General features: G+C 33.5%; 17 protein-coding genes. All 17 read left to right on the top strand.

The window, feature by feature from the left end; all coding sequences use genetic code 11:
- The first annotated feature begins 23 nt into the window (after positions 1-23).
- Positions 24-1022, top strand: coding sequence for a hypothetical protein (locus MKY80_RS06730; protein WP_089986618.1), 999 nt, complete (start codon positions 24-26; stop codon positions 1020-1022).
- A 68-nt stretch (positions 1023-1090) separates the two neighbouring features.
- Positions 1091-1597 (top strand): hypothetical protein, encoded by a 507-nt coding sequence (locus MKY80_RS06725; protein WP_089986619.1) that lies wholly within the window; start codon positions 1091-1093, stop codon positions 1595-1597.
- A gap of 154 nt (positions 1598-1751) precedes the next feature.
- A complete protein-coding gene (locus MKY80_RS06720) occupies positions 1752-8048 on the top strand; it encodes a peptidoglycan DD-metalloendopeptidase family protein (protein ID WP_342532382.1) in 6297 nt (2098 codons plus the stop codon).
- On the top strand, positions 8048-8644 hold the full coding sequence (locus MKY80_RS06715) for a distal tail protein Dit (RefSeq protein ID WP_036147638.1): 597 nt from the start codon (positions 8048-8050) through the stop codon (positions 8642-8644). The genes MKY80_RS06720 and MKY80_RS06715 overlap by 1 nt, the downstream gene beginning before the upstream one ends.
- Positions 8645-9301: a hypothetical protein gene (locus MKY80_RS06710; protein ID WP_171365202.1), complete on the top strand. Its 657-nt coding sequence runs from the start codon at positions 8645-8647 to the stop codon at positions 9299-9301.
- Positions 9302-9312: 11 nt separating this feature from the next.
- Positions 9313-9951 carry a hypothetical protein gene (locus MKY80_RS06705; protein WP_171365203.1) on the top strand — a complete coding sequence of 213 codons (639 nt, stop codon included), beginning with the start codon at positions 9313-9315 and terminating at the stop codon, positions 9949-9951.
- A gap of 11 nt (positions 9952-9962) precedes the next feature.
- On the top strand, positions 9963-13775 hold the full coding sequence (locus MKY80_RS06700) for a phage tail spike protein (protein ID WP_342532381.1): 3813 nt from the start codon (positions 9963-9965) through the stop codon (positions 13773-13775).
- An 11-nt stretch (positions 13776-13786) separates the two neighbouring features.
- Positions 13787-14272 (top strand): PAAR domain-containing protein, encoded by a 486-nt coding sequence (locus MKY80_RS06695; RefSeq protein ID WP_216604595.1) that lies wholly within the window; start codon positions 13787-13789, stop codon positions 14270-14272.
- Positions 14273-14299: 27 nt separating this feature from the next.
- Positions 14300-15448, top strand: coding sequence for a hypothetical protein (locus MKY80_RS06690; RefSeq protein ID WP_171365205.1), 1149 nt, complete (start codon positions 14300-14302; stop codon positions 15446-15448).
- Between the two features lie 66 nt (positions 15449-15514).
- Positions 15515-16264, top strand: a complete 750-nt coding sequence (locus MKY80_RS06685; protein WP_342532380.1) for a hypothetical protein — start codon at positions 15515-15517, stop codon at positions 16262-16264.
- A gap of 124 nt (positions 16265-16388) precedes the next feature.
- Positions 16389-16988 carry a hypothetical protein gene (locus tag MKY80_RS06680; protein WP_036124504.1) on the top strand — a complete coding sequence of 200 codons (600 nt, stop codon included), beginning with the start codon at positions 16389-16391 and terminating at the stop codon, positions 16986-16988.
- A gap of 18 nt (positions 16989-17006) precedes the next feature.
- Positions 17007-17348 (top strand): hypothetical protein, encoded by a 342-nt coding sequence (locus MKY80_RS06675; protein ID WP_171365208.1) that lies wholly within the window; start codon positions 17007-17009, stop codon positions 17346-17348.
- A gap of 17 nt (positions 17349-17365) precedes the next feature.
- Positions 17366-18445 carry a hypothetical protein gene (locus MKY80_RS06670; protein ID WP_342532379.1) on the top strand — a complete coding sequence of 360 codons (1080 nt, stop codon included), beginning with the start codon at positions 17366-17368 and terminating at the stop codon, positions 18443-18445.
- Complete coding sequence (locus MKY80_RS06665) at positions 18445-19656, top strand: discoidin domain-containing protein (RefSeq protein ID WP_342532378.1); 1212 nt, start codon at positions 18445-18447, stop codon at positions 19654-19656. Before MKY80_RS06670 ends, MKY80_RS06665 begins: the two co-directional genes overlap by 1 nt.
- Complete coding sequence (locus MKY80_RS06660) at positions 19657-21108, top strand: discoidin domain-containing protein (RefSeq protein ID WP_342532377.1); 1452 nt, start codon at positions 19657-19659, stop codon at positions 21106-21108.
- A 45-nt stretch (positions 21109-21153) separates the two neighbouring features.
- Positions 21154-22395, top strand: a complete 1242-nt coding sequence (locus MKY80_RS06655; protein WP_342532376.1) for a discoidin domain-containing protein — start codon at positions 21154-21156, stop codon at positions 22393-22395.
- A 22-nt stretch (positions 22396-22417) separates the two neighbouring features.
- A complete protein-coding gene (locus MKY80_RS06650; protein ID WP_342532375.1) occupies positions 22418-23326 on the top strand; it encodes a LamG domain-containing protein in 909 nt (302 codons plus the stop codon).
- The last annotated feature ends 1 nt before the right edge of the window (position 23327 follow it).

Here is a 23327-nt window from a genome sequence, read left to right as displayed (position 1 = left end):
AAACTAAAAGGATGGTAATTTATATGTCACAACAAAATCAATTTTTAACTTCAGTAGCAAATGTTCGTTTATTTGATCGTTTAACAGATGAATTAATTTTAAATGGTAAAACATTACTTAACTCATCTATGACTCAAGCTATTCAAACACAGGCCATTCATGCTGGTAAAGGCTCTAAAAAGGTGTACGAATTAAACTATCAGAAAGAATTAACGTTCTCTATTGAAGATGCTGCTTTTGATACTGCCTATATTGCTTTACAAAATGGTACTGAAATCAATCATCGATTAGCTGAATATTATACAGATGAAATTATTTTACTTGATGCTACTGGTAAAGGTACATTAGCTGAAACTCCTCTAGGTAAGGTACATGTGGAGCAACTAAACGGTACATTCACACAATTTATGCCAACTGGTAAGGAAATTAGTGTCCCTACATTAGCTGGTAAAGAAATCCAGGTTATCTACGCTGTTCAGGAAATGATGGATACAATTGAAATTTCAGCTGACTCATTCCCTAAAGCAGTTCGTATGGAATTAAACGTAGATATTCGATCTAACAATGGAAAAACTGGGGAAGTTATTATTGAAGTACCAAACTTCAAACCGAATGGTGCTGTAGAAATTTCAATGACACATGAGGGTGTTGCTTCTTCTTCACTAGCTGGTAGCTCACTTGCCGATAAAAAAGGAAATTACGCTTATATTAAATTGCGTAATTTATCTGAGAATAAAGTACAGTTTACTGCACTTGCTGCCAACCCATCTCATGTAGTTCTAGATTCTACAGTCGCTGGAGACAAACAACTAATTTCAGTGTTAGGTATTCGTGGGGCAGGCTATAGCAATGTATTGCTACAAAACAAAGATTTAACTTGGACATCTAAATCTCCGTCTGTCGCAACTGTAAATGCAGATGGAGTCGTTACTTTAGGATCTTCTTCAAAAGTCAATGATCAAACAATTATTGAGGTAACAGATGGTACTTACAGCGAAAAAATTATTGTAGATATCGTATAAGTGAATTAATTTAAAAAGGGTAGAATTATTCTACCCTTTTTACTTTTTAATCAGTAAAGGAGTGTACTATGACAAAACGTGAGACGAAATTAACATTGACAGATATACATAAAAATGCAAAAGAATTAAATAAAAAGCAAAAATTTTTCATTGATAAAGATCAAGGAAAATTTATTTATTACTACCCTAAATTTAGTAAGCGTAAAATAACTATTTTAATCAAAGATTTATCCGATACGTTGGCCTATGTAGAGCAGCATAAGCTAGATTTTTTCAACAATGATGATGAATTAAATAATTATATTCTATTTTTAATTATTAAACATTTTACTGACTTACAAACTGAATTAAAAGATAAATCCGTTGAACTTCATTTTGCTACTATGAATGAACTAGTTGACATCGGTTGGTACGAAATGTTCCTGCTGAAAATGTTCCCTATGCAAGAAATTTCTAGTGTTTTAGATGAAATTAAAAAGCGACTAAATGTAAGTTTTAAATATTTAGCACTAGAAGAAGAGCTCAGTCGAGAAGGACAAACTGTTGATTCAATTCTTAATGATAAAGATAATTAGAATTTTGAACTACTCCCCTACCTAATTGGGTGGGTATTTGAATATTTTAGAGCAATTATTGTCATCTAAAAAAATATGCAAATTAAAAACAGCTACCATCTTAAATAACATAGTAGCTGATTTTTCATTTGATTTAATGAGGAGGGAATATTGATTGAGTACTGGTGGTGAACAAAAAAAACCCACAGAGTTTCTAGTGGCTCTAAAAATTAACGACAGGATCTCGAAACAAAATATTTCTACATACTTAAAAAAATTAAAGAACATCCCCAATCTATCGATCAATTTAGACGTTACAGGATCAAATACTCAAATATTTAATGAGTATGGAAAGCAAATTAAAGCTTTAGAACAGCAATTAGAAGCATTTCATTTAAAGCTGCAAAATGTGGGAACTGAATCATCCGCTCCCCTTACCATTTTCGAAGATTTCAAGCAAGGAATTACTAATTCTTTAAAATCTCTCGATACTCTTAATGAAATGTTTGATGATGTACATATAAATGTGAAAGAAATTTCTAAACAGCTGGCCAAAATTCCGACTGGCGATCTTCAATCTCTACAAAATTTAGCGTCACAATTGAAAGTAGAAATGGAAACAATCTCTACAAATCAATTTAAACTCTATGGAATCCAAGAAGCGCAGCAAAATTTGCAGGCTTTAGAATCTAATTTATATAATATCTACGAACTCCAAAAAGCCTATGCGAATACTACTGATTTTGACCAATTAGCATCACAAATCACCGATTTAAATACCCAACTGACCAACATCCAGCTTGGTGAAGGTTTAAACATAGCAGGCATTTCTGATATTTCAAACCAAATTGACAAGATGAGTCAGAGTATAGTGGCATTTGGGAAAAATACGGCTGAAGCGGGTCTAAGTTCCACAGCATTTGCCTCTGCCATTATGGATGGCATTGGCCTCGCCTCTACATTTAAAACACTTGGCGAAGATATTTTAGGCACAGGTACTGCATTTGCTGGTAGAGCATTATTTGGACTCAATGCAATTGGAATCGCAATAAGTGCTGGTGGGTTGATTATAGGTAAAATACTTGAAGAAAGAAAGAAACAGATTGAAGAGCTAAAAACTGAGGAACAAGAAATATTAAAAGCATATACTTCGAATGCTAGTGAAATAGATACTCAGTTTGAAAAATATTATCAATTAGAAAATGCTATAGAATTGGGAAATACAGACCCTTCTGTTATTAGTGAATATCAAGAAATTTCTAATAGACTTGGCGAGATTCTACCTAACCTTGTTACACAAGAGGATGAATTTGGTAACAAAATTATTGGCTCAGCAGAAGCTTTGAAAGTAAAAATTGGACTGCTTAAGGAACAGCAAGCTATAGAAGCAGAAATTGCTAATCAGGCAATCCAAGATAAGCGAAATGATGATATTGATATTCGGAAGAGGTCAATCTCTGACCTAGAGGACTCACTCAATTCAAACATAGATTCAGCAGCTAGAGTTCTTAGCACTCATGCTAATAGTTCCTCCTTTGTAGGTGATGTTAAATTTTATGATAATAATTTTAAGCCTCTTCTTAAAACTGCTGAGGATTTTGAAAAAAAATTAAAAGAATTAGGTAATCTGCAATCAAAAGCTGAAAAAAGTGGTGATACAGTTCTTGCTAATTATTATAAGGAATTAAGTACTATCGCAAAAAGCCAAAAAGATATTATTGTTCAATCTGATAACGAACTAAAACAAGAAATATTATCGCAAAAAAATGATTATATAGCTAATATTGCAGATGTTATCAATGAAAATAATAAATTGACCGATAGTGTTAAAAACAATTCTGAAGCCTTTGCAGCTCAACTAATTGCTTCTGCTAATATGGATGACCTAGATACTTTACAAAATTCTTTAACCTCACTATTTTCAAACGAAAACGCCAGTTCGATTATAAATGAAATAGTAGGTTCATTCCAAAATATGGATAATTCTACTTCTGAAACTTTTGAATCCATGGCAAATAAAACTAAAGAAAATATGGAGAGTATTTCTACCGATTTATCCAAGCTTGGTTTAAGTAAAAAAGAAGTAAGTAGCATTATGGGATCTTTAAATCAACATTTCGAGGATACTACTCAAAAACAAAAAGAATTATCTGTTGAAATGAAGGTTAACAATTTAACATTTGCTGAAGCAAAAGCAAAAGTAGAAGGCTATAAAGCTGAAGTTAAGAATCTTACGACTACTCACGAAAAGCTAGCAGGAGTCTCACAAAAAAGAGTAAATGATACCTCTGACCTATTATTGGAATATCAGTTGTTAACTAACCAATTAAAAGATCATACCGAAGAAGAGATTCGTAATCTTAGTCAAAAAAGTAGTTTAACTGCCGAGGAACAACGGCTTGTTGATGTATTGAATTCTCGTGATCTAGTGATGAATAATTTAAACACCCTTTACCCGTCTCTTATTGATCAAGATGGTAAAGCAATATCATTAAGTGCAGATAAAATTAAGGCGATTCAAGCAGAAAATCATGCAAATGAAACATTATTAAAAGCTTATCAACTTGCAAGACAAGGGAAATTAAGCATTCAACAACAGAATGTTGTCGATGAGGCAAGTTTCACAAAAGCCACTATTGAAAATATAAAGAAAAATATTCAAGCTTTAAATATACTTCAAGCAAAATTACAAGAAGTTTATAATGAGCAAGTTAATAATATGAAGAACGAAGATCCTAATAGTTATACTTACGGTTACGGTGCCTATCGTTCCGGTACATTATTAGGTCAAACTCAAAGTCAAATTAATGATTACACCTCTGAATTAAATGAATTACAGAAATCATTAGACACCAATATTAGTACTATTGATAGCTTTGACACTTCTTTAGGTAAGACCACAAAAACGACTAATCAAAATATATCAGCAACAAAAAATACAGTATACATAACCGATAAATACAAACAAAAACTTGAAGAGTTAAATCTCGGAATTGAAAAACAACAAAGATTGCTGTCTAAGCTACCTGAACATTCTAGTGAGTATCGAAGAGCTTTAGAAACTCAAATTCAATTTGAAAAAGAAAAACTTCGAGTGATGCAACAGCAAGAGGCTTCTTTAAAAAATCAAATTGCTTCAGGGAAAATTCAGCAAACGGGTAATATAACAAGTAAGTCCCCCACTTCTTCCACAACTACTAATCTAAACGGTTGGTCTGGCAAAATCACTAGCGCATACGGAGGCCGTAAAGACCCGATTACTGGAAAATCGGATAATCATCTAGGCATGGATATTTCCGGGTCTAAAGGAACTCGCTTAGATGCGAATGTTGCAGGCAAAATAATAGCTAGCGGTGATGCTATTAAAAATGGCTATGACGGCTCTTATGGAAATATTGTTGTCGTACAAGATGCAAATAATTTCAAACATCTTTATGCTCATCTAGATAAAGCTATCGCTAAAATGGGTGATTATGTTGATGTGGGAACGCAAATAGGTAATATTGGTGCTTCTGGTAGAGTGACAGGTCCACATTTACATTACGAAGTGAAGAATGCTAACGGACAACGCTTAGATCCAACAAGTTACTATACTGCTGCAAAAAATGGAGCCACATCTTCTCCATCATATGCAGTTGACACGGCACAACAAGCTATTGATCAAACAAAATCTGAATTAGTAAGTTTACAGCAACAGATTTTAAATCAAAAAGATTTAGTAGAAGACCTTGAGCGCGGCATAATTGATAGTTATCTTTCCTCTTTTGAAAACAAAAAGACAACGATTGATAACTTATTAGAAACTAGTGATAACAGGTTAAGGAAACTCACTGTCACATCAGAATCCTATCGTAAAGAACTAGACAGACAAACAGCTGCTTTAAATGATAAAAAGAAAATTAACCAAAATGAAATTGCTTATCTGGAAGGCGTTATTAAGAGTGGTACTGCCTCAAAAAAGGTCATTGATGAGTATACGCAACGTCTTCATGAACTGAACAATGTCAATAGTGAGATAGATTTTGCCATTTGGGATGTAGGCTCAAAAAAAGTTGAATCCTACATGTCAAAGTATGAAGAACAACGTCAAATTCAGGATAATGTTATCGCCTATGAAAAAGCAAAACTTGGAGAATTAGATACTTCCTCTGCTAGGTATGTAAAATCACTTGTAAATATTAATAATGCGATGAAGGAAAAGCAGAATGCCAATCTTTATGAACTAACTCAATTAAAAAGCCTAGTAAATGGAAATAAAGGGTATGGCGATGGTTTACAATCTGCGAAAAAACGCATTGAAGAGTTAACGATCGGTATGAAAGAGTTACAGGTTGATATTCAAGATAGTGACTATGATATTTTAATCAATATCAAAACCCAATCGGATGAGAAAATAAATAATATAGAATCCGAAATAAATCGAGCTGAATTGATTCGAAAAATGTTTGATGAGGGTTCGGCAGATTATGAGAAATATACAAACATTATGATTAATGCCCAAGAAAGAATTGCTCAACAGCATTTAGAAACTAGAGATAATTTGCTAGAGGAATTAAAACAGCGTGATATCACTGCTGAACGTATCAAAGAAATCACAAAATTAATAAATGAAGAGTATAATGGCTATTTAAATGCCACGTTAGCTATTAAAGACTATACAAAGCAAAAGGACGATGCAAAAAAAGCCCAACTTGATAAAATTGCAGATAAAGTTATTAGTGCGTATAAAGATTATCATCAAGAACTTCGAGATGAGCAAATCAAGCAACTTGATGAAGAAATTGAGCGCGAAAATAAAAAACATGAAACAATCATGAAAAATCTGCAAGAAGAAATGGACTTATTTAGAAAAAGTGTTGAAGATAAGCTAAGGCTCATTGACCGAGAAGAAGCTCAAAGAAGCTATGATATGGAGATTTCCGATTTAGAAAGTGAACGGAATGATGTACAGAGTAAGCTAAATATTTTAGCGTTAGATAATTCTTATGAAGCGAAAGCAAAGAGGAAAAGTCTACAAGAACAGTTAGATGAAATTGATAAAACAATTGCGGAAAAACGACATAACCGGGAAATTGATTTACGTAAAGAGTCTTTAAATGATGCATTAGAATCCAAAGAGGAAGAAATAAATGAAAAAATAGAGCTACAAGAGTCAGAGCATGAAAATTTAGTCAATAAAATTAATCTTGAAAAAGAACATTGGGAGTCGTACTATAGCGATTTACTAAATAATGAACGCCAATTCGCTAAAATGAGAGAAGATATCATCAACGGTCATTTAACTAATGTGGAGGCAGACTTCAATCAGTACCGAGATAAATTAAAAGCCTCACTACCCGAAATTAGCGGTACATTAGACGATACTATGAAAGCTATAGGTTTTTCTATCCGAGACAATGTTATTCTCGAACTAGAAGAAGCTCTAGATTTAATAAAAAAATTTAATGACAGTCAAGAATCAAAGGATAATGGTTCATTTGAATCGAATCTTTCCAATCCACAAACATCTAAAGGCAAATTATCTAACGCGGACTTGCAAGTTCTATTAGGTAAGTTCTTATATGACCGAGTTTTGCCGAATGTTTCAGGCCAGGATCAGAGTGCCGTTAGTGAAATGGCAAAAAATTTTGCAGCAAAGGGCCGCGATAAGGCTGATTCCCGATTTACTGAAAATGGTGCTAATTTTAATGAGTCCACAAGGGTTCTTACACAAGCAGAAATGGATTCATTATCTGAGTATTTAAATAGTAATAAAAACTTGCTTGGCGGGAAATATAATAGCTTTTTTGAGCAGTTTTTCAATGAGAATTCAGGAAATACACAAGTAAATGAAAGTAAACTATCTGATGCGGACATGAAAGTAATGTTAGGCAAATTTATTTACGAGAAACTAGTACCTGAACCATCTTTAAATGCAAATACTAAAATGGCTCTAAAAAACAAAGCTGATAATCTCGCTTCAGAAGGCAGAAATGAAGATTCCCAAATCTCCGAAAACGTAACATTTGATTCTGTAAAAAATAAGTACTCATCTGAACAAATACAACAGTTAAAAACATTCTTTAATTACAAATTAGATTTGATTGAAAATCTTACAACACGTGAATTAATGAAGAAAAAAATTGCCTCACTTGACAGTGGCGGTTTCATGAACTGGACTGGAATTGGGATTGATGGTAAAGGAGGCAAAGCTATTATTGCTCACCCTCAAGAAATTATGTTGAATAAAGCTGATACACAAAGTTTGTTTAATTCAATCAATATTATGGATAGTATCATGAATAATCTATCCCCTTTCTTACTAAAGTTTACCCCATTCCAAAAATCATCCTCTGTTAGTACAGGCGATACGTATGGTGACATTAAGATAAACTTCCACATCGATAAAATGAACGGTGACAAAAACGACTTACATCGATTTAGTAAAATGATTGATGATGATTTATTGCGTAGGAAAGGAATGAGAAAGTAATGTTGGAATCTATTCATTTTATGTATGACAACATTTCATCAAAAGATATGGGTATTCAAATTGCTTCAACAAGAGGAGGTTTATTTGAAGAAAACTTTCTTCCTAGAAGGAGAATTATTGAGAAAAAAATTGCTAATAATGAAAAACCGTATTTTCAAAAGGTTGAACATGAACCCCTCTCCTTTAACTTGTCCTTTTATCTTGAAGATTGGCTTGATGACCACGATCTAAGAAAAATTGCTCGTTGGTTATTTCAGCCATATTACAAACCCTTAATTTTTGACAATAATCCAAATAGAGTATTATACGCCCTGGTAGAAGGAAATTCTGCATTATTACATAATGGTTTAAAGCAAGGTTATGTAGAACTAACTATTAGATGTGATTCTCCTTATACTTACTCTCATGAACTTATTTTTAATAATATGGCATTTAGAAATGCTAATACTGGTTATCAAATTATCGACGACATGAAAAGCTTTGAACAAGGGAGTTTTTTTAATTCGAAGGTTACCTCTAATGGTTTAACAATTGATAAAGTTGATAATTCTTGGGGAGCACAATATGCCAATATCAAAAAATGGAGTGAATTTTAAATGGAAACAACAGATGGACTTAAATTAAATATTACTACTGAATCCTCTTTTGAAGATGATGATATAAAAAATACCATTGTTGAATATGGCAATAATTTTAGTAAATTAGAAAAATACTTAAAAGATTCAACTCAATCTATTGAAGATCTAGGTGATAATAAATATTATCCAATTGGTCATATTATGTGGAATAAGGTCCCTGCCTCAGGTTCATATATCGGCTGGGTTGTCACAAGAGAAGGTATTCAAGCAAAAAAATGGTTGCCAAATAAAAATTACAGTATTGGCAATTTAGTAAAGCCGCCTGTAGATAATGGTGGCCTTTATGAATGCGTGGTCGATGGGAAAAGTTCCACTACCCCTCCAACTTTTATTACTTCCTTACAACAAGAATTTCCCGAGGTATCAGGAAAAATTTGGCGCAAAGAATTCAATTATGAGGTAGGTGACTTGGTATTCCCTACTAATGGAAGTAAGACATATTATTATCTTTGTGAGACAGCAGGCTACTCCTCCCCTACTGAACCTGAATGGTCTTCTGTTCAAAACGATACAGCATTTATTGATAGTTCAGTTGTCTGGAGAAAAGCAAAAAATATCATTTGGAAAAAGGTTGGCACAAATAGTGAGTTTAGACCTTTTGGAAAAATAGAATAGGAGTATTTAGAATGAAATGGGGTTCCTTAATAAATTCAACAGGCTCTTATGTATCTAAATATTATGAAATTACGAATGCTTCTTCAAAATATTTAACAACCATCCTCGCTAATATGATAAATATACATCATCAACAAATAGAGTTTCTCTATTCCCTCTCTTACGACTACAAGAATTGGACTAATTGGAAAACAATAAATTTCAGTGATAACAATTTGTTAGATGGCTTTAATTTAGATGGTTTGATTTTTAGATATAAGATTGTTCTTCATGCAAAAAAGGATAACGAAAAACCTTATATACAATCTTTCTCTATCACCTTCGATCCTTGCGAATCCTTAGAAAATCTGGGCGATTTTATTGTTAAGCCAAAACTATGGATTAAGAAAAAGAATGGAAAAGGCAGTATAGAACTAACCAATATCATGACAAATCAAACATTAGTTGTAGATAATCTTATCGATAATGAAGAAGTATTTATTGATTGTCAAAAAGAAGATATTGTTTCTGACAGGCAGCATTTAGGTGTTTATCGGTATGATGATCATAATGATGAATTCCTAGCATTAATAATCGGAACTAATCTCCTAAAAGGAAAAGGGGATTTCGATATGGATGTTAGACATCAGTATGTCTTTTTACAGGAGTGAGGTGAAAATCATTGAAATTAGGTGTAATAGATTACCGTTTAAAACCAGATGATGCAAGAATATTTTTATGTAGTCCAGATAAAAAAACAATTGCCAGAATTAGTGAGGCATATGATATCAATTATAGTACTAAGGTTTCGGTCCTAAATGAAATTTCATTTAAAATACCTACTGTCCTAATGGAAGATGGGATTCCTTTTGAAAATAAAAATATTGATAAAATAAGAAACAGGTATCTTTTCAAATTGAAATATGGGCAAATCACTGAATACTTTTTAATGAACGAATCCAGTAAATCCTATAGTGATGATGAGTATATTAGTTATACTGCTTTGTCACTCGGCGTCCAATTAAGTGATAAAAATATACGACAATTTGAAGTAGTCAGTAAAACATTGTCTCATATTATTACTGATATTTTATCTTCCGTAAATACAAAATGGAAATTAGGCTATGTTGACAGTTCCTTCGAGGAGGTTTATCGAAGCTATGAAGTTTCATCAAATAATATTTTAGAAATTATTTATGATTTAGCAAAAGTTTGGAATGCTTTAATTGTATGGGATTCAATAAAATATGAAATCAATTTCTATAAACCCGAAAATATTGGTAAAGATAAAGGCTTCCACCTCCGTGATGGAAAATATTTAGAGTCATTCAATTTAGCGACAAACACAATTGATACAATCACTCGCTTAAAAGTGTATGGACAAGATGGCTTATCTATACATCGATTAAATCCTACCGGTCAATCCTATCTCGAAGATTACAGATACTACCTCTACCCTTTCAAACGTGAAAACGGGATTGTTGTCAGTCATTCTAAATATTTAACAGATGGTTTATGCATTGCATTAGAAGACTATCAGGCGTTGGTTGAATCCTTATCAGAGAAGTTTACTAATTTAACTACAATGGTCACTACACAAAATTCCATTATCCAAACAGAGGAACAAAAACTAAGTACCCTGAATTCCCAAAGAGTCCTTATTGAAGATGAATTAGATTTATCAAATGCAAATTTTCACTCCTCAACTCCAAAGCATCAAGACATCATTCAACGTTTAGAGGCCAAACGATTAGAGATCTCCACTCAAGAAGCCTTTATTAGAGATTTAAACTATCAGCTTTCTGATTACGTAAATGAATTACTTGCGTTACAGGAAAAATTAACTAGAGAAAATAACTTTACAGTTGGGCAGTTAGCCGAGCTATCCGATTTTGAAATAGAAAAAGAATATACTAATGATTCAATTGTTGATGATGAGGACTTAATGGAAGACGGTAAGGAAGTATTCAGACAATATTTAGAGCCAAAAATCAGATTAGATATGAACTTAATTGATTTTCTATCCATCGTTGAATGCCAAAATGATTGGGACAAGTTAGGTTTAGGAGATATTATTAGGGTTAGATATGATAGATTACAAGTGGATATAAAAGCCAAAATTACGGAAATTACTCATGACTTTGAAAATGAAAGTATTTCTCTTGTTATCGAAAATGAATTTGATGAAGACAATAATTGGTTAGAACAGCTTAATAAAGCAGGCAATACATCTACAATTGTTCAGATGGATAAATGGAAGTGGAATTTGTCCGAGCAGAACAACGGGGCCATTAACGATATCATCAATAATAAATGGGATGCATTAAAAAATGCTGTCATGGCTGGTTATAACCAGAAGATAGAAATAAGCGAACGTGGCATTATTGTAAAAGATTTAGAAGATCCATTAAGCTGGCTTGTTATACAAAATGGATTTCTTGCTATCACCAACGATAATGGCGAGTCATGGAAACACGCAATTTCAAAGGATGGAATTTTTGGTGAGCGTATTTTTGGGAAGATCATATCTGGTGTTAATTTGATGATTGAAGATGAATCTGGTATATGGATAACACAGGGCTCAAGAACTACCATTTATAATCGACATGGTGAAGAAACCATGTATTTAGGGTTAGTTTCTAATAATAAAAAAGATGAACAAGGAAACTTAATTCCACAGGACCATGAATGCTTCGGACTTATATCGTGGAATGATGTAACAAGGGTTGCATTAACTACTTGCGAAGGGTTTTCTGTGAGTCAGAAAGATAATGAAGAATGGAAAAAGGTGTTATGGGCTAATACAGATGGTACTCTCTACTCTAGAAACATGATTGCTGAGAATATTAAGATTGTCAATAATCTTGATGAAGTGATCTTAGATGCTGAAAATAACTATTTTAATATTGGTTTATTTGACAAAATTGTAGCTGATGGCAAATTAACGACGCTTGAAAAATTAGAGCTCATTAAAGAATTATATAAAATCCATTCAGACTACAAGCTGCTTCTTCAACAGGCACAAAAATACATACGGAGTGAGAGAGATAATGTTTCAGATATTGACGGTGCTTTTAATACTGCAACTCAAACCTTCCCTACCGTTTACTCTACTACAGACAGGTATTCGACGAGTGCAATAAAAAATGCATATGTAGAGTTAACAACTTACATGTCCAATTATATCAAAATCATAAATACTGGTTACCTTGAATCATCCTTCTTAAATATTGATATGACTGATCCACTGACAGAATCCACGAGTCCCATTGAGAATCGTGGTATTTTTGTGCAGAAATTTAAAAATTACTATGATGAAGCGACTAGATTAAGACAAGAAATTGAGGATTCCTTATTCTATTCAGGTCTCACAATGGGTAGATATCACAACAATCTCATGATGAATGATTTTGGCTTTATCGCTGTTCGGAATGATGGTAAGTATCGAGCTTATCTAAATGCCACTAATGGACTTGCGCTGCAGAAATGGGAAAATGGGAAATGGGTTAGTAAACTATTTGCCACTTTAGGTGACTCTAAATGGGAAGACGGAACACTATACGCCGAAGGATTGGTAACAAAAAATCTTCGAATTGTAGATGGTGACTTAGGTGATGCCATTACTCTAGATTGGGACGAAGGTATTACCATTAATGGGAAAAATGGTGAAAAAATCAGATTAAATGCTAATGAAGCTATCTCCATTTATGTCGATGGTCAGAAGAAATTTTACGTAGGGACAGATGGAAGACTTTATGCAAAAGACATAACTACGCACAACCTTAAAATAGTTGATGGTTTCTTAGGTGAAAAGATCATCTTTGACCAAAATGATGGTATCACTATTAATGGGAATAGCGGTGAGGAAATTCGGCTAAATGCTAATGAGGGTATTGCAATTGATGTCAAACATGAGCCTAGATTTTGGGTCAGTAAAGATGGACACTTGTATGCACGAAAGCTTTTCATTATGAATGGTGAGCTAGATGAGTCGATTCTTGAAGAATTAGCTGACGATGATAGCTTTATCTCTGATTTGACGGTTACTAGACTCAGAACTTATGACCCTAAGGACCCTGATAATTATGTCCATATTAAACAAAAATTTTTAAGATTTATTACCAAAAATGGTTCATCGGAAAATGTTAAATATGAAATGTATTTTGAGGGTTCAGGATCACAAGCCTACCCTATTGCTATTTGGGGTAGTGGTTCAGGTAATAATACTAACAATAATAAAGCTAAGCAATATAAAACCTCTCAAGGTTTCTTTACTGAGTATATAGATGAAACTGGTGAAAAACACTCTATTAATTTAAACACTGAAAGCACAAAATCTATAGAGATTAATTCACCTAGGACGGTATCTATTAAAGGTGGGAGCGGTAGTATCACAATGAATAACTCACTTTTAGAATTAAAATTTGGAAGTAATACGATGACTATGTCTGCAACAGGCATTAAATTAAATGGTACTCGTATTGATCTAAACTAAGGAGTGTTAGCATGCCTGAAGTATCAGTAAGAGGTAATAAAATAAGTAGCTCTATTGCTAGTAAGCACGTTAAAGTAAGGAAACCTAATAAGCCCCAGTGTGTTCCAGAATATATAGATGGTCAATATTATGGAGGCTATTGGGTGGGAGATGTTTGTTTTGGTATCGAAATCCCACCTAGCTCGCCCTATGATGAGCTAGATATCGACGCAACTGTGGAAGGGACCATTGATGATGGAGCACCTACTGTTTTTGTGAATGGTAAGGAAGTTGCATTTTCAGGTGCCAAAACACAGGAACAAGATTCATATACTGTTCCAAGTGGCTGGTCTTATGTCAGCGGTGGACATTCTAGTGCCAATGGTTCTGTAAGCTCAGGTAGTTCCAAGGTATTTGTTAGTGGTAAACAGCTTGCTAGAAAAGGTGATTCTGTAAGAACACATGCAAGCTCCAGTGCTTCTATACAAGAAGGATCTAATAATGTGTTTGCCAATTAAAATTCACTTGGAAAGGAGGTGAGAAAATTGTCACTACCTACTAATTATTTAGAATTTAATAATCCTATTCATATCGTTTGGCGAAAAGGAACACCCAACGACCCTTACATCGATCGACTAGATATCGCTCGTGTTGTCAATCAACGTGTTTTTTTATTAGAAATTCCTGATGAAATGTATAAGGTTAGAATTTCAGGTATGTTTGAAATTAATTATGAAAAATTCATCAAGCACAACTTAGAAAAAAATGAATTTTATGTAGACTATACTAATGGTTTTGTTTATTTCCATGCAGTGAAGGAAGCAGAAACAATGTCAATGGTGTACAAAGGAAGAGGATTAATCCTTTACCCCTCTACACGAATTGTCCATTATGATGGTACCAATTCTACCGAAACACTTCACGAAATCATTGAAAGAAGTAAAATACAAGTTCAAGATCTAATTGATCGAACAGATAACTATGAAGAATACTTAAAAAAACTGGTCATTGCTATTAATGAATCCAATCATGCCACTGACCAGGCTTTAATTGCCACTCACAATGCTAATGAAGCAACTGAACTAGTAAGAGATGCATACGAAACAACAGTTTTAATTTATCAACCATTTATTCATACATATGATGACATTGCTAAAAAATTCCCCCATCCTGAAGTTGGATGGACAACACAGGTTTTTGATACAGGCATACGTTATCGTTGGAATGGAAAGGCCTGGATTCCTATCGATGCCTTAGGTGGAAATGTACCTTTAGCCAACGAAGTAATAAATGGATTAATGAGTAAAGAACAATTCGTAAAGCTTCAAAATATAACTGAATTTGTAAATGAGAAAACAATTGTATTCATTATTCCAAAAGATATTTTGCAAGGCGTTCAAGACCCACATATCATATTTGATTGGGACGGTGAAATTGTTGATATTCAAGCATCGATTTCTATTTTAGGTTCAATGCCTACCCCTATTCAAATACAAAAATCATCGAACTTCATTGATTGGTTGGATATTACAGTCAACCCAGTAATCATTGATGAAGATCGTTATTTAAATAATCAAGTATATACATTAAGAGACAGTTTGGTGAGGAAGGGAGATGTGTTTAGACTATACATCCCTTCTTTTTCTGTTGATGCACAAAATTTATCTGTCAATGTAAAAGTAGCATTGAAATAATTTATAACTCACTCATAATACCCTCACAATTTAATTTAAATAATACAAGGAAAGTAGGAATTTAAAATGACAAACCAACCTCAAGTATCATGGTATGAAGGTGCTAACACAAAAGCAAGCGAAGTAAAAAACACAGTAAACTACAATACTGTCGATGCAGATTCTCATTCACACATAAAAGTCTTTTATATTTGGAATAATCGTGGTGGTACAGAAGATGTTTCTAAGATGGAGGAAGTAGTTTTCACTACTCGTGACCGTCAAGGCGGGGATGGTAGCCAAGGGAATGTCGTTGAAGCTGTTCGTGACAACTGGTTTCATGTGCGTGTTGATAGTCTGAATGAAACAGGTTGGACACCTGTTGGTAAAGGTGGCGTTAATACAGTCAACCCTCCTGGAACTAAGGATTTAGGAACAACAGGTACTACAACAAATGTGAATGCTGCGACTGCTCATGTTTGGTCAGCTTCTAAGGATTTGACATTAGATACTTATGTTCAGCCAACAGTAGCTAATGGTTACATTTATAAAGTAACGAAAGCGGGTACTACAGGTGGAACAGAGCCTACATCATGGGTGAAAGTTGAAGGAAATCCTGTAGTTGATGGAACGTTAGAATATATAGCTATTCAAATTGAGAAAAAACCTAATGCAAAAGAGATTTTAGGTTTAGCTAACAACACTGACGTTAATGGTAGTAATGCAGACTTTGCAGGCGGTAACTTTGTCCAGATTTCTGTTTTCGCAGATGTGCCTATGACCGCTTCGGCAGGTAAAAATCTGTTAATGCAACGCGTTTCATACCGTTATGTGTAAAAGGAACATAATCATATTTAAGAAATAAAATAATTATTCTAAAGGGTAAGGGGATTTCTCCCCTACCCTTTTTTTATGGATTTATTAAAAGAAAAACTTCAATGCAATGAAGGAGATGATAAAAATGTTATTCTCAAGCTCAGAAAATGCTCAAGCAATCGGCATTCCTTTTAATTGGAATGCTGATTATGTAAATGGTAAAAACTATGCTGAGTATGACCTACTCACGCATAAGAAAAATGATTATTATTTAATTCAGAGAAATCAGGTCATACGTTTTGGTTTGTTTGGTCAAGGAATGAAATTTTTCTTCGAAATGACCGATGGCTCTTTTAACCTAAGTGGTAAAAGAATTGAAATCGAGTATATTGATGAAAACGGAAAAACGTTTCATTTAACAACAAATTTTGCAGACAAAGACCTTATTACATATAAAGAAGCCTACTCGGACTTCAATGGTGTACAGGGTGCTGTACAACGCTCAGATATAAAGTCCATTAATTTTGGCTATAAAACAACTTACAGGAAAGATGATGTTCAATTATTCTTTCAGCCTATTGTCTCAATTCCCTTTAATAAGAGTGCGTTCATTGAAGTTAAGCTAACTTCCAATAAAACAATGGACGGTCATTTGGTATTCAAAACAAGAGGGATTGAGGTGGAACGCTTCTATGCCCCTTTAGAAGCCAATCGAGCAGGTCAAATTAATTGGACAATCAAATAATAGAAAGCGAGGAAATACATGATGAAACGATTTTGGTTACATCTTCCCGATAAAAATGATTCCTTAGAAATAACAACCTCTAATAACAAGCTATCTTTATTTGAGTCTTCAAATGAAAAAGTTTACACAATAGAAACAGGAAAACATTCACTAAACAAGCTAATAGACGCCCTTGTCAAAAACGGTTTAAACGCCAAAATTGGAGAAATGAAAGCACCAAAAAATAAAAAACTATTGGTGTTGTTCTTAGATAAATCATATACAAACATAAGTGGGAGTTTTGTTACTTTTATGGGTGGCATCGAATCTATTGATACTGGCGATAGACAAGATGACCATATAATCATACTCAACAATTAAGAAAGGAAAATACTCATATGGCTCTTATAGGTGGTAATACAGAGAAGAAAAAAATAGGTTTATCTATTGGTGTCTCCGGAACACATGATAAAACAAAGATCAACAAAGACACAGGTTTTTTAGAGTTAGTGGATATTGATGTAGATGGTGAAGGAAAACCTATCTATGTAGAGCAAGGCTCGTGGACTTCTGACGTTATTAATCTAGGAGATATTTTTCAAGATTTCGAGAAAGTATTTACAGACAGCAAAATAAATGGTGCAAGCTCTTTCGCTGTGTTAACAAGAGTTTCATCAAACAATTATGATTGGTCTGATTGGGTTGCTATTGCGGAAGATGGAACTATTCAATCTGCTACTAAACAGTTTATTCAGGTAAGGATTGACCTGTTTGCAGGGTTTGTAACTGACTTATTCTTTATTGCTAAGAGAGACTTTAATATCAATGAATTTCTTGAAGAAAAGGAAGTAAAAATAGGTGGATATGTTGTTCCTAAATTAACATCAAACACTTCGTCAACAGAAGGCTTTGCATTTGCTGAAACAAGATATAGCGTTAATTATGACTCATGGTATGCATTTGACAAAGTAGATAGAAGTGAAGGATATTGTTCTGCTAATGGAGTTAAAACAGGGTTCTTAGGCTTTTATTTTATTAAAAGGGGTGTAGTAGCTTCTAAATACAAAATTAGAAGTTGCAATGTTTTGTCAACAATGATTAAATCATGGGTTCTTCAAGGCTCAACTGACACAACAAATGGCACTAATGGAACTTGGGTTGACTTAGATAAACAAACTAATCAGGTTTGGACTACAGGGTACACTGATAAAGTATATGAAGTACCAATATCAATAAGGGCTAATTATATTGCCTACAGAATTAAGTTTTCTGAGATAAATGGCGGTGATTATGCAGGTGTAGGAGAACTAGATTTCTATGAAGATGGAACAACTTCATTAAGCCTTAAACGAGATTACGTTCTTGATAAACAAGTAGATTCAACTTGGTCAGACACAGGGAGTTTACACAGAAAGAAAATCACCCGTAGCCAATGGCAAAGAATAGATAGACTAAATGTAATGGTGGTAGATAATTAATGGAAAAAATATACACTGAGAATTTGATACCCTTAATGACAAGCTATACTACCCCTTTTGGAAAAGTAGATTATGGCGGAGATGCTTATTTGGTATATGGTGGATACAACTATGAACCATATCATCTGTTTGGCACAGGTCAGTTCAGTTCGGCAAGCTCAAAAGGCATATGGGTTTCATATGAGTTTGAAAAACCTGAGAGGATTGTAAAATACACACTAAGAACACACAGTTGGTTGTACGAAAGAAGCCCTAAGAGTTGGACATTCGATGCTTGGGATGGAACACAATGGATAGTTTTGGACACTAGAGATAATCAACCACAATGGACAAACACCGATAAAAGAGAATATGAAATAAAAAATAGTTATTATTATAAAAAGTACAGAATAAATCTCAAAAACAGTTGGGGTAGCTATATCCATCTAAGCAGAATGGAAATGATGGGAGAACTACCGAATAAATCATTTATTTTACATGAAGGTGAATATAAAAAATTCAATCCAAAGATACTAGGTAAAGACCCAAAAATTGATGTTGTTCCCAAAATGACAAGCGACACTAGCCCATTAGGAAAGGTTACTGCTAGGGGTGCTTATAATCCTGCATGGCAAGCATTTGATAAGGATAGTTCAACATATTGGTATGATAACGGCTCTAGTGCAAGCAATCCATCATGGCTTCAGTATGAATTTGACTCTCCAAAAATAATAAATAAGATTGCATTAGATTCTCTTATAATTACAGGAAGTGCATATGGAATAAAAGAATTTACCCTATTGGGCAGTAATGATGGTTTAAACTATGATAGTCTTCTATCTGTTGACAACCATCCTAATAGAAGTACTAAAGAAACTTATCAATTCAATAATAAAAATGAGTATTTAATATATAAGCTTAAATTCGGATTAAGCTACCATAATTACTATACATTAGTTAGTTCATTTGAAATGTATGAAATGGCTACTCCTAACACACCTGCTTTTTGGTCTACAATATCTACTACTGTCCCTACTTCAAATCAATTTATCGAGAAAGGTATTGATTCTTTATTTCCCTTACTAAATAGAACTTTAACACAATTAGAACCATTCCCAATGATACAAAGAAATGACATTTTAGTGTCAGGAGAAGTTGGCAAGGTGTTCAGCAAAACTATTGACTTAAAAAAATATTTTGATATTAGAAGCATAAGAACCGAGGTGAAATAAATGCCAACTATTAGAAACAATAAAAAAGATTTTACATTCAACAATATCTATTATGTAGATTCCTTAAATGGCTCAGATTCAAACGATGGTAGTAACAAATCTCCTTTGCTAACAGTCAACCACGCCATATCTAGGTGTTCATTAAAAGGTGACGCTATTTTTGCAAAAGCAGGTACTCATGATGTTACTAGAATTGCAGGTGATTTTGACTCAGGTGGTCTTTGGGATGATAATAAAGAGATTTATTTTTTTGGACTAAAAGAAAAAACTATTTTTCTATGTGATGGCACAAAACATAGTGGTAGAGATACACATTGTATTATGTTTAAAAACTCAGAAACAAAAGTATACAACATTACTTTTGATTTTAAAATAGGCAATAGAAATGGTAACAACTATCAAAATTCTATCTGTGGTATTGGTGGTGGAGCTGTAAAAGGAGAGCTTGTAAATTGCTTATTTAAAATTGATAGCCTAACTCCAAACTTCACCTATTCAAATAATGCAACTTCTACTACAAAATTTACTAATTGCGTATTTGATATTAAGGCGAACTTTGTAGGAAGTTATTCAGGCTCAGGGTTTACTATCGAAAACTGTGTCACTAATTTCACATTCTATAATGAAGGAACTAGGAAAAACATTTATAACAAAGTTACTTTTGACTCAAGTTATCACATTACAAACTATAATGAACTAACTTTAAATATTGGTGTCTATGCAGGCTCTTATTCTTGGACTTATTCTTGGGCTTTAAGTTTAACTCTACTTAGGGCAAATAATAAAACATATTCACTAGAGTCAATCAGTACAATCCACGAAACAAAAATGACTTCTAATAATGCACCTTCTCCATTAGTAGCATCTGCTAGTGGACAATATGGGTCAGGATATGAAGCATATAGAGCTTTTGATGGCAATTTAAACAACACTTGGATTGGAGCAGGAAGCCTAAAAACCGGTTGGATACAGATTGACTATGGTGTATCTTCCCCAAAGATTGTAAATGTTTTAGAGATAACTGGTCGAAACTCAACGGTTCTTACAGATAATGTTAAAGATTTTAATATACTTGGCTCTAATGATAACGTTAATTTTGATACACTTGCACAAATTAGAAATCAAATTGATTGGGCGCAAGTAGAAACTAGAAGATTCGAGTTTAAAAATGAGAAATCATACAGATATTATAGAATACAAGTATTAGATAACAATGGCTATTCTTATGTAGCAATAGGAGAGATTCTATTTTCTTATCAAAAAGCAACTCTATTTGAAGTTCCTGCCTTGTCAGTAAGCAATTATGTTAAGTATGGAAAAAATATTATAAACAATATAAATATACCTATTTTTAATGAAAAATACATTTTACAAGGTGATTATTCAAAACATGAAGAAGGTCTTTGGACAAAACAATTAGATAAAAAACCACTCAGCATTAGTTTTAATTAGTGCTGATTTTTTTTTGGAAATAAATTAGATGAAAGGGATGATAATATGAGTGCATTTAATAACATAATACCCATAATGACCTCAGATACAGCCCCTAGTGGGCAAGCTTTTTCGAGTGGAATTTTAAGCGCTAGTTATTTTAGTTTTTACGCATTTACTAGCAACCTAGCTCAATCATGGACTTCCTCTCAAATTGCCTATCCTCACTATTTAGGATACAAGTTTGATAGCACTAGTGAAATTGGTGGATATTCAATCTCAAGCAGAAATCTTGATGGCAATGATTTAACTGCTATGGTAAGAGATTGGGAGTTAGAAGGCTCAAATGATGGCTTTGTCTACACAAAAATTGATTCTCAAAGAAATGTAGTTTGGGTTTCAAAAGGAGAGGAAAAAATATTTCAACTTAAAGAAAAGGTGTCTTTTTCTTACTTTAGGATAAAAATACTATCAAATAATGGGTATTCTTCAACAGTTAGTACAGTAGGTAGACTGCAACTATTTGATGGAAAAAGTGTAAAAACAGAAAAAAAATTAACAATCAAAAGTGCAAGCACAGATGAACTCTATTCCCTTTCAGACAACACTCTTATACACCTTCCTGATAACACAACTGAAAGCATTATTGAATATGGTTTAGAACAAGGTAAGTATATTCAATTAGATGTGCCTTTTGATAAGCATAAATACTTTAACGACACACCTGTTGATGGTGCGAGTGGTAAAGTGTTTACACACGATATTGGAGTAATTAACACTTTGAGTATTAAAGAGTTTGCAAAGAACATGGATTTTAAGCCTTTATACAATTGGTATAACACCAGAATGACTGCTAATAACGCTCCTTCTCCCTTAGTAGCTTTTGCTAGTTCCGAGCAGAGTGCTACTTTTTCGGCTTGGAAGGCATTTGATGGAAATGTCATGCCAATAGATAATCAAAGTTCTTGGTCAGCTTCTATAGCTAATAGAAACGGTACACTAGCTCTTAATTTTGGTTTTAAAAAAATGTTTGACTGTATTCGTTTGACTGCTTTAGAATACACGACATCTCCAAAAGACTTTCAAATACAAGCTACCAATGATAACACAGGTACTTGGACTACCCTATTAAATGTTACCAATGAGGTATGGAGTCAATCAATATCTAATGAAACTAAGGTGTATACTTTCGACAATACAATAGAGTATCAATATTATATGATAGTCATTACACAAGTAAGCGCTCCTAATAAACAACCTATGGTTACAGAGTTAGTTTATGGAAATGTCAATAGAGAGGTGAGTTAATATGGCAACAACAGAGCAACTAATGACACAGTATGGTGTCGCATGGTTTGGTTTTGATGAAGATAGTGGTAATGTATACGATAAATTAGGATTGGGTAGTTATGTTGGCATAGATGTAACAGCAACTAGAACAGTTGGATGGAATGGTGATGGTAATTCTTTATTTTTCAACGGTACAAGTAATTCTGTATCTATGAATTTTGGCTCTAACCTATTAGGAGAGTTAACGTTTAAATTTAAAATTAAGATAAATCAAAATAATAATACAGAATATGTGTTTGCAACGCATAACAATGCCAATACTCAGAAAGGCTTTAATTTCTGTAAGATAACAGGCGATACTTTAAGATGGAATTTCTACAATGAAGCGAATCAACCGAGCTTCGTGTTAAATTCGTCAAATAAGATAACACCGCAAGTTTGGTATGACGTTATGCTGTCTTGGAATGGAAAGGCAGGCTCTCTAGCTTCTATGTACATCAATCAAGAGTTAGCAGGAGTGGTCAGAGCAGAGCGCCCTAACAACGGTAGTACTTTTAACTTAGCCATAGGAAGACTGTCTAATCTATTAAATGGGTGGTTTGCAGGTCAACTAGATGATTTACAAATCTACAATAAAGCTCTCTCCCCTTCTGACTTCGAACAAAAACGCTTTGTAGTCAAAACAACAAACAATAAAAACCTTGTTTTATCCCCTACTTCAACTCGTGTGAAAGAGATTCCTAACACAGTAGAATATATGATGTTAGCTCAAGGTGGTGTAGTTAGAGAGATTGACTCAGCAGTCGATAGACCACCAATTGATTTCACTAAGCCTACAACTGAATATGAGCTTGTAACTAATAACAGAACACCATTAGGAAAAGGTAGAATGTTTACAATTCCTATTAGTGGTGATTTTAAAACAGCAATGATTGAGGACAACTATTAAT

Origin of the sequence: Lysinibacillus sp. FSL R5-0849 (assembly GCF_038595075.1) — a bacterium.
Taxonomy (GTDB): Bacteria; Bacillota; Bacilli; order Bacillales_A; family Planococcaceae; genus Lysinibacillus; species Lysinibacillus fusiformis.
The sequence above is the reverse complement of the archived record's forward strand: the minus strand, read 5'-3'. Positions and strand labels throughout refer to the sequence as shown.

Coding starts and splice junctions, on each gene's coding strand:
- MKY80_RS06660 (WP_342532377.1), top strand. CDS start 19,657: ATGCCAACTATTAGAAACAATAAAAAAGATTTTACATTCAACAATATC.
- MKY80_RS06715 (WP_036147638.1), top strand. CDS start 8,048: ATGTTGGAATCTATTCATTTTATGTATGACAACATTTCATCAAAAGAT.
- MKY80_RS06675 (WP_171365208.1), top strand. CDS start 17,007: ATGATGAAACGATTTTGGTTACATCTTCCCGATAAAAATGATTCCTTA.
- MKY80_RS06665 (WP_342532378.1), top strand. CDS start 18,445: ATGGAAAAAATATACACTGAGAATTTGATACCCTTAATGACAAGCTAT.
- MKY80_RS06695 (WP_216604595.1), top strand. CDS start 13,787: ATGCCTGAAGTATCAGTAAGAGGTAATAAAATAAGTAGCTCTATTGCT.
- MKY80_RS06705 (WP_171365203.1), top strand. CDS start 9,313: ATGAAATGGGGTTCCTTAATAAATTCAACAGGCTCTTATGTATCTAAA.
- MKY80_RS06685 (WP_342532380.1), top strand. CDS start 15,515: ATGACAAACCAACCTCAAGTATCATGGTATGAAGGTGCTAACACAAAA.
- MKY80_RS06730 (WP_089986618.1), top strand. CDS start 24: ATGTCACAACAAAATCAATTTTTAACTTCAGTAGCAAATGTTCGTTTA.
- MKY80_RS06670 (WP_342532379.1), top strand. CDS start 17,366: ATGGCTCTTATAGGTGGTAATACAGAGAAGAAAAAAATAGGTTTATCT.
- MKY80_RS06680 (WP_036124504.1), top strand. CDS start 16,389: ATGTTATTCTCAAGCTCAGAAAATGCTCAAGCAATCGGCATTCCTTTT.
- MKY80_RS06725 (WP_089986619.1), top strand. CDS start 1,091: ATGACAAAACGTGAGACGAAATTAACATTGACAGATATACATAAAAAT.
- MKY80_RS06650 (WP_342532375.1), top strand. CDS start 22,418: ATGACACAGTATGGTGTCGCATGGTTTGGTTTTGATGAAGATAGTGGT.
- MKY80_RS06710 (WP_171365202.1), top strand. CDS start 8,645: ATGGAAACAACAGATGGACTTAAATTAAATATTACTACTGAATCCTCT.
- MKY80_RS06655 (WP_342532376.1), top strand. CDS start 21,154: ATGAGTGCATTTAATAACATAATACCCATAATGACCTCAGATACAGCC.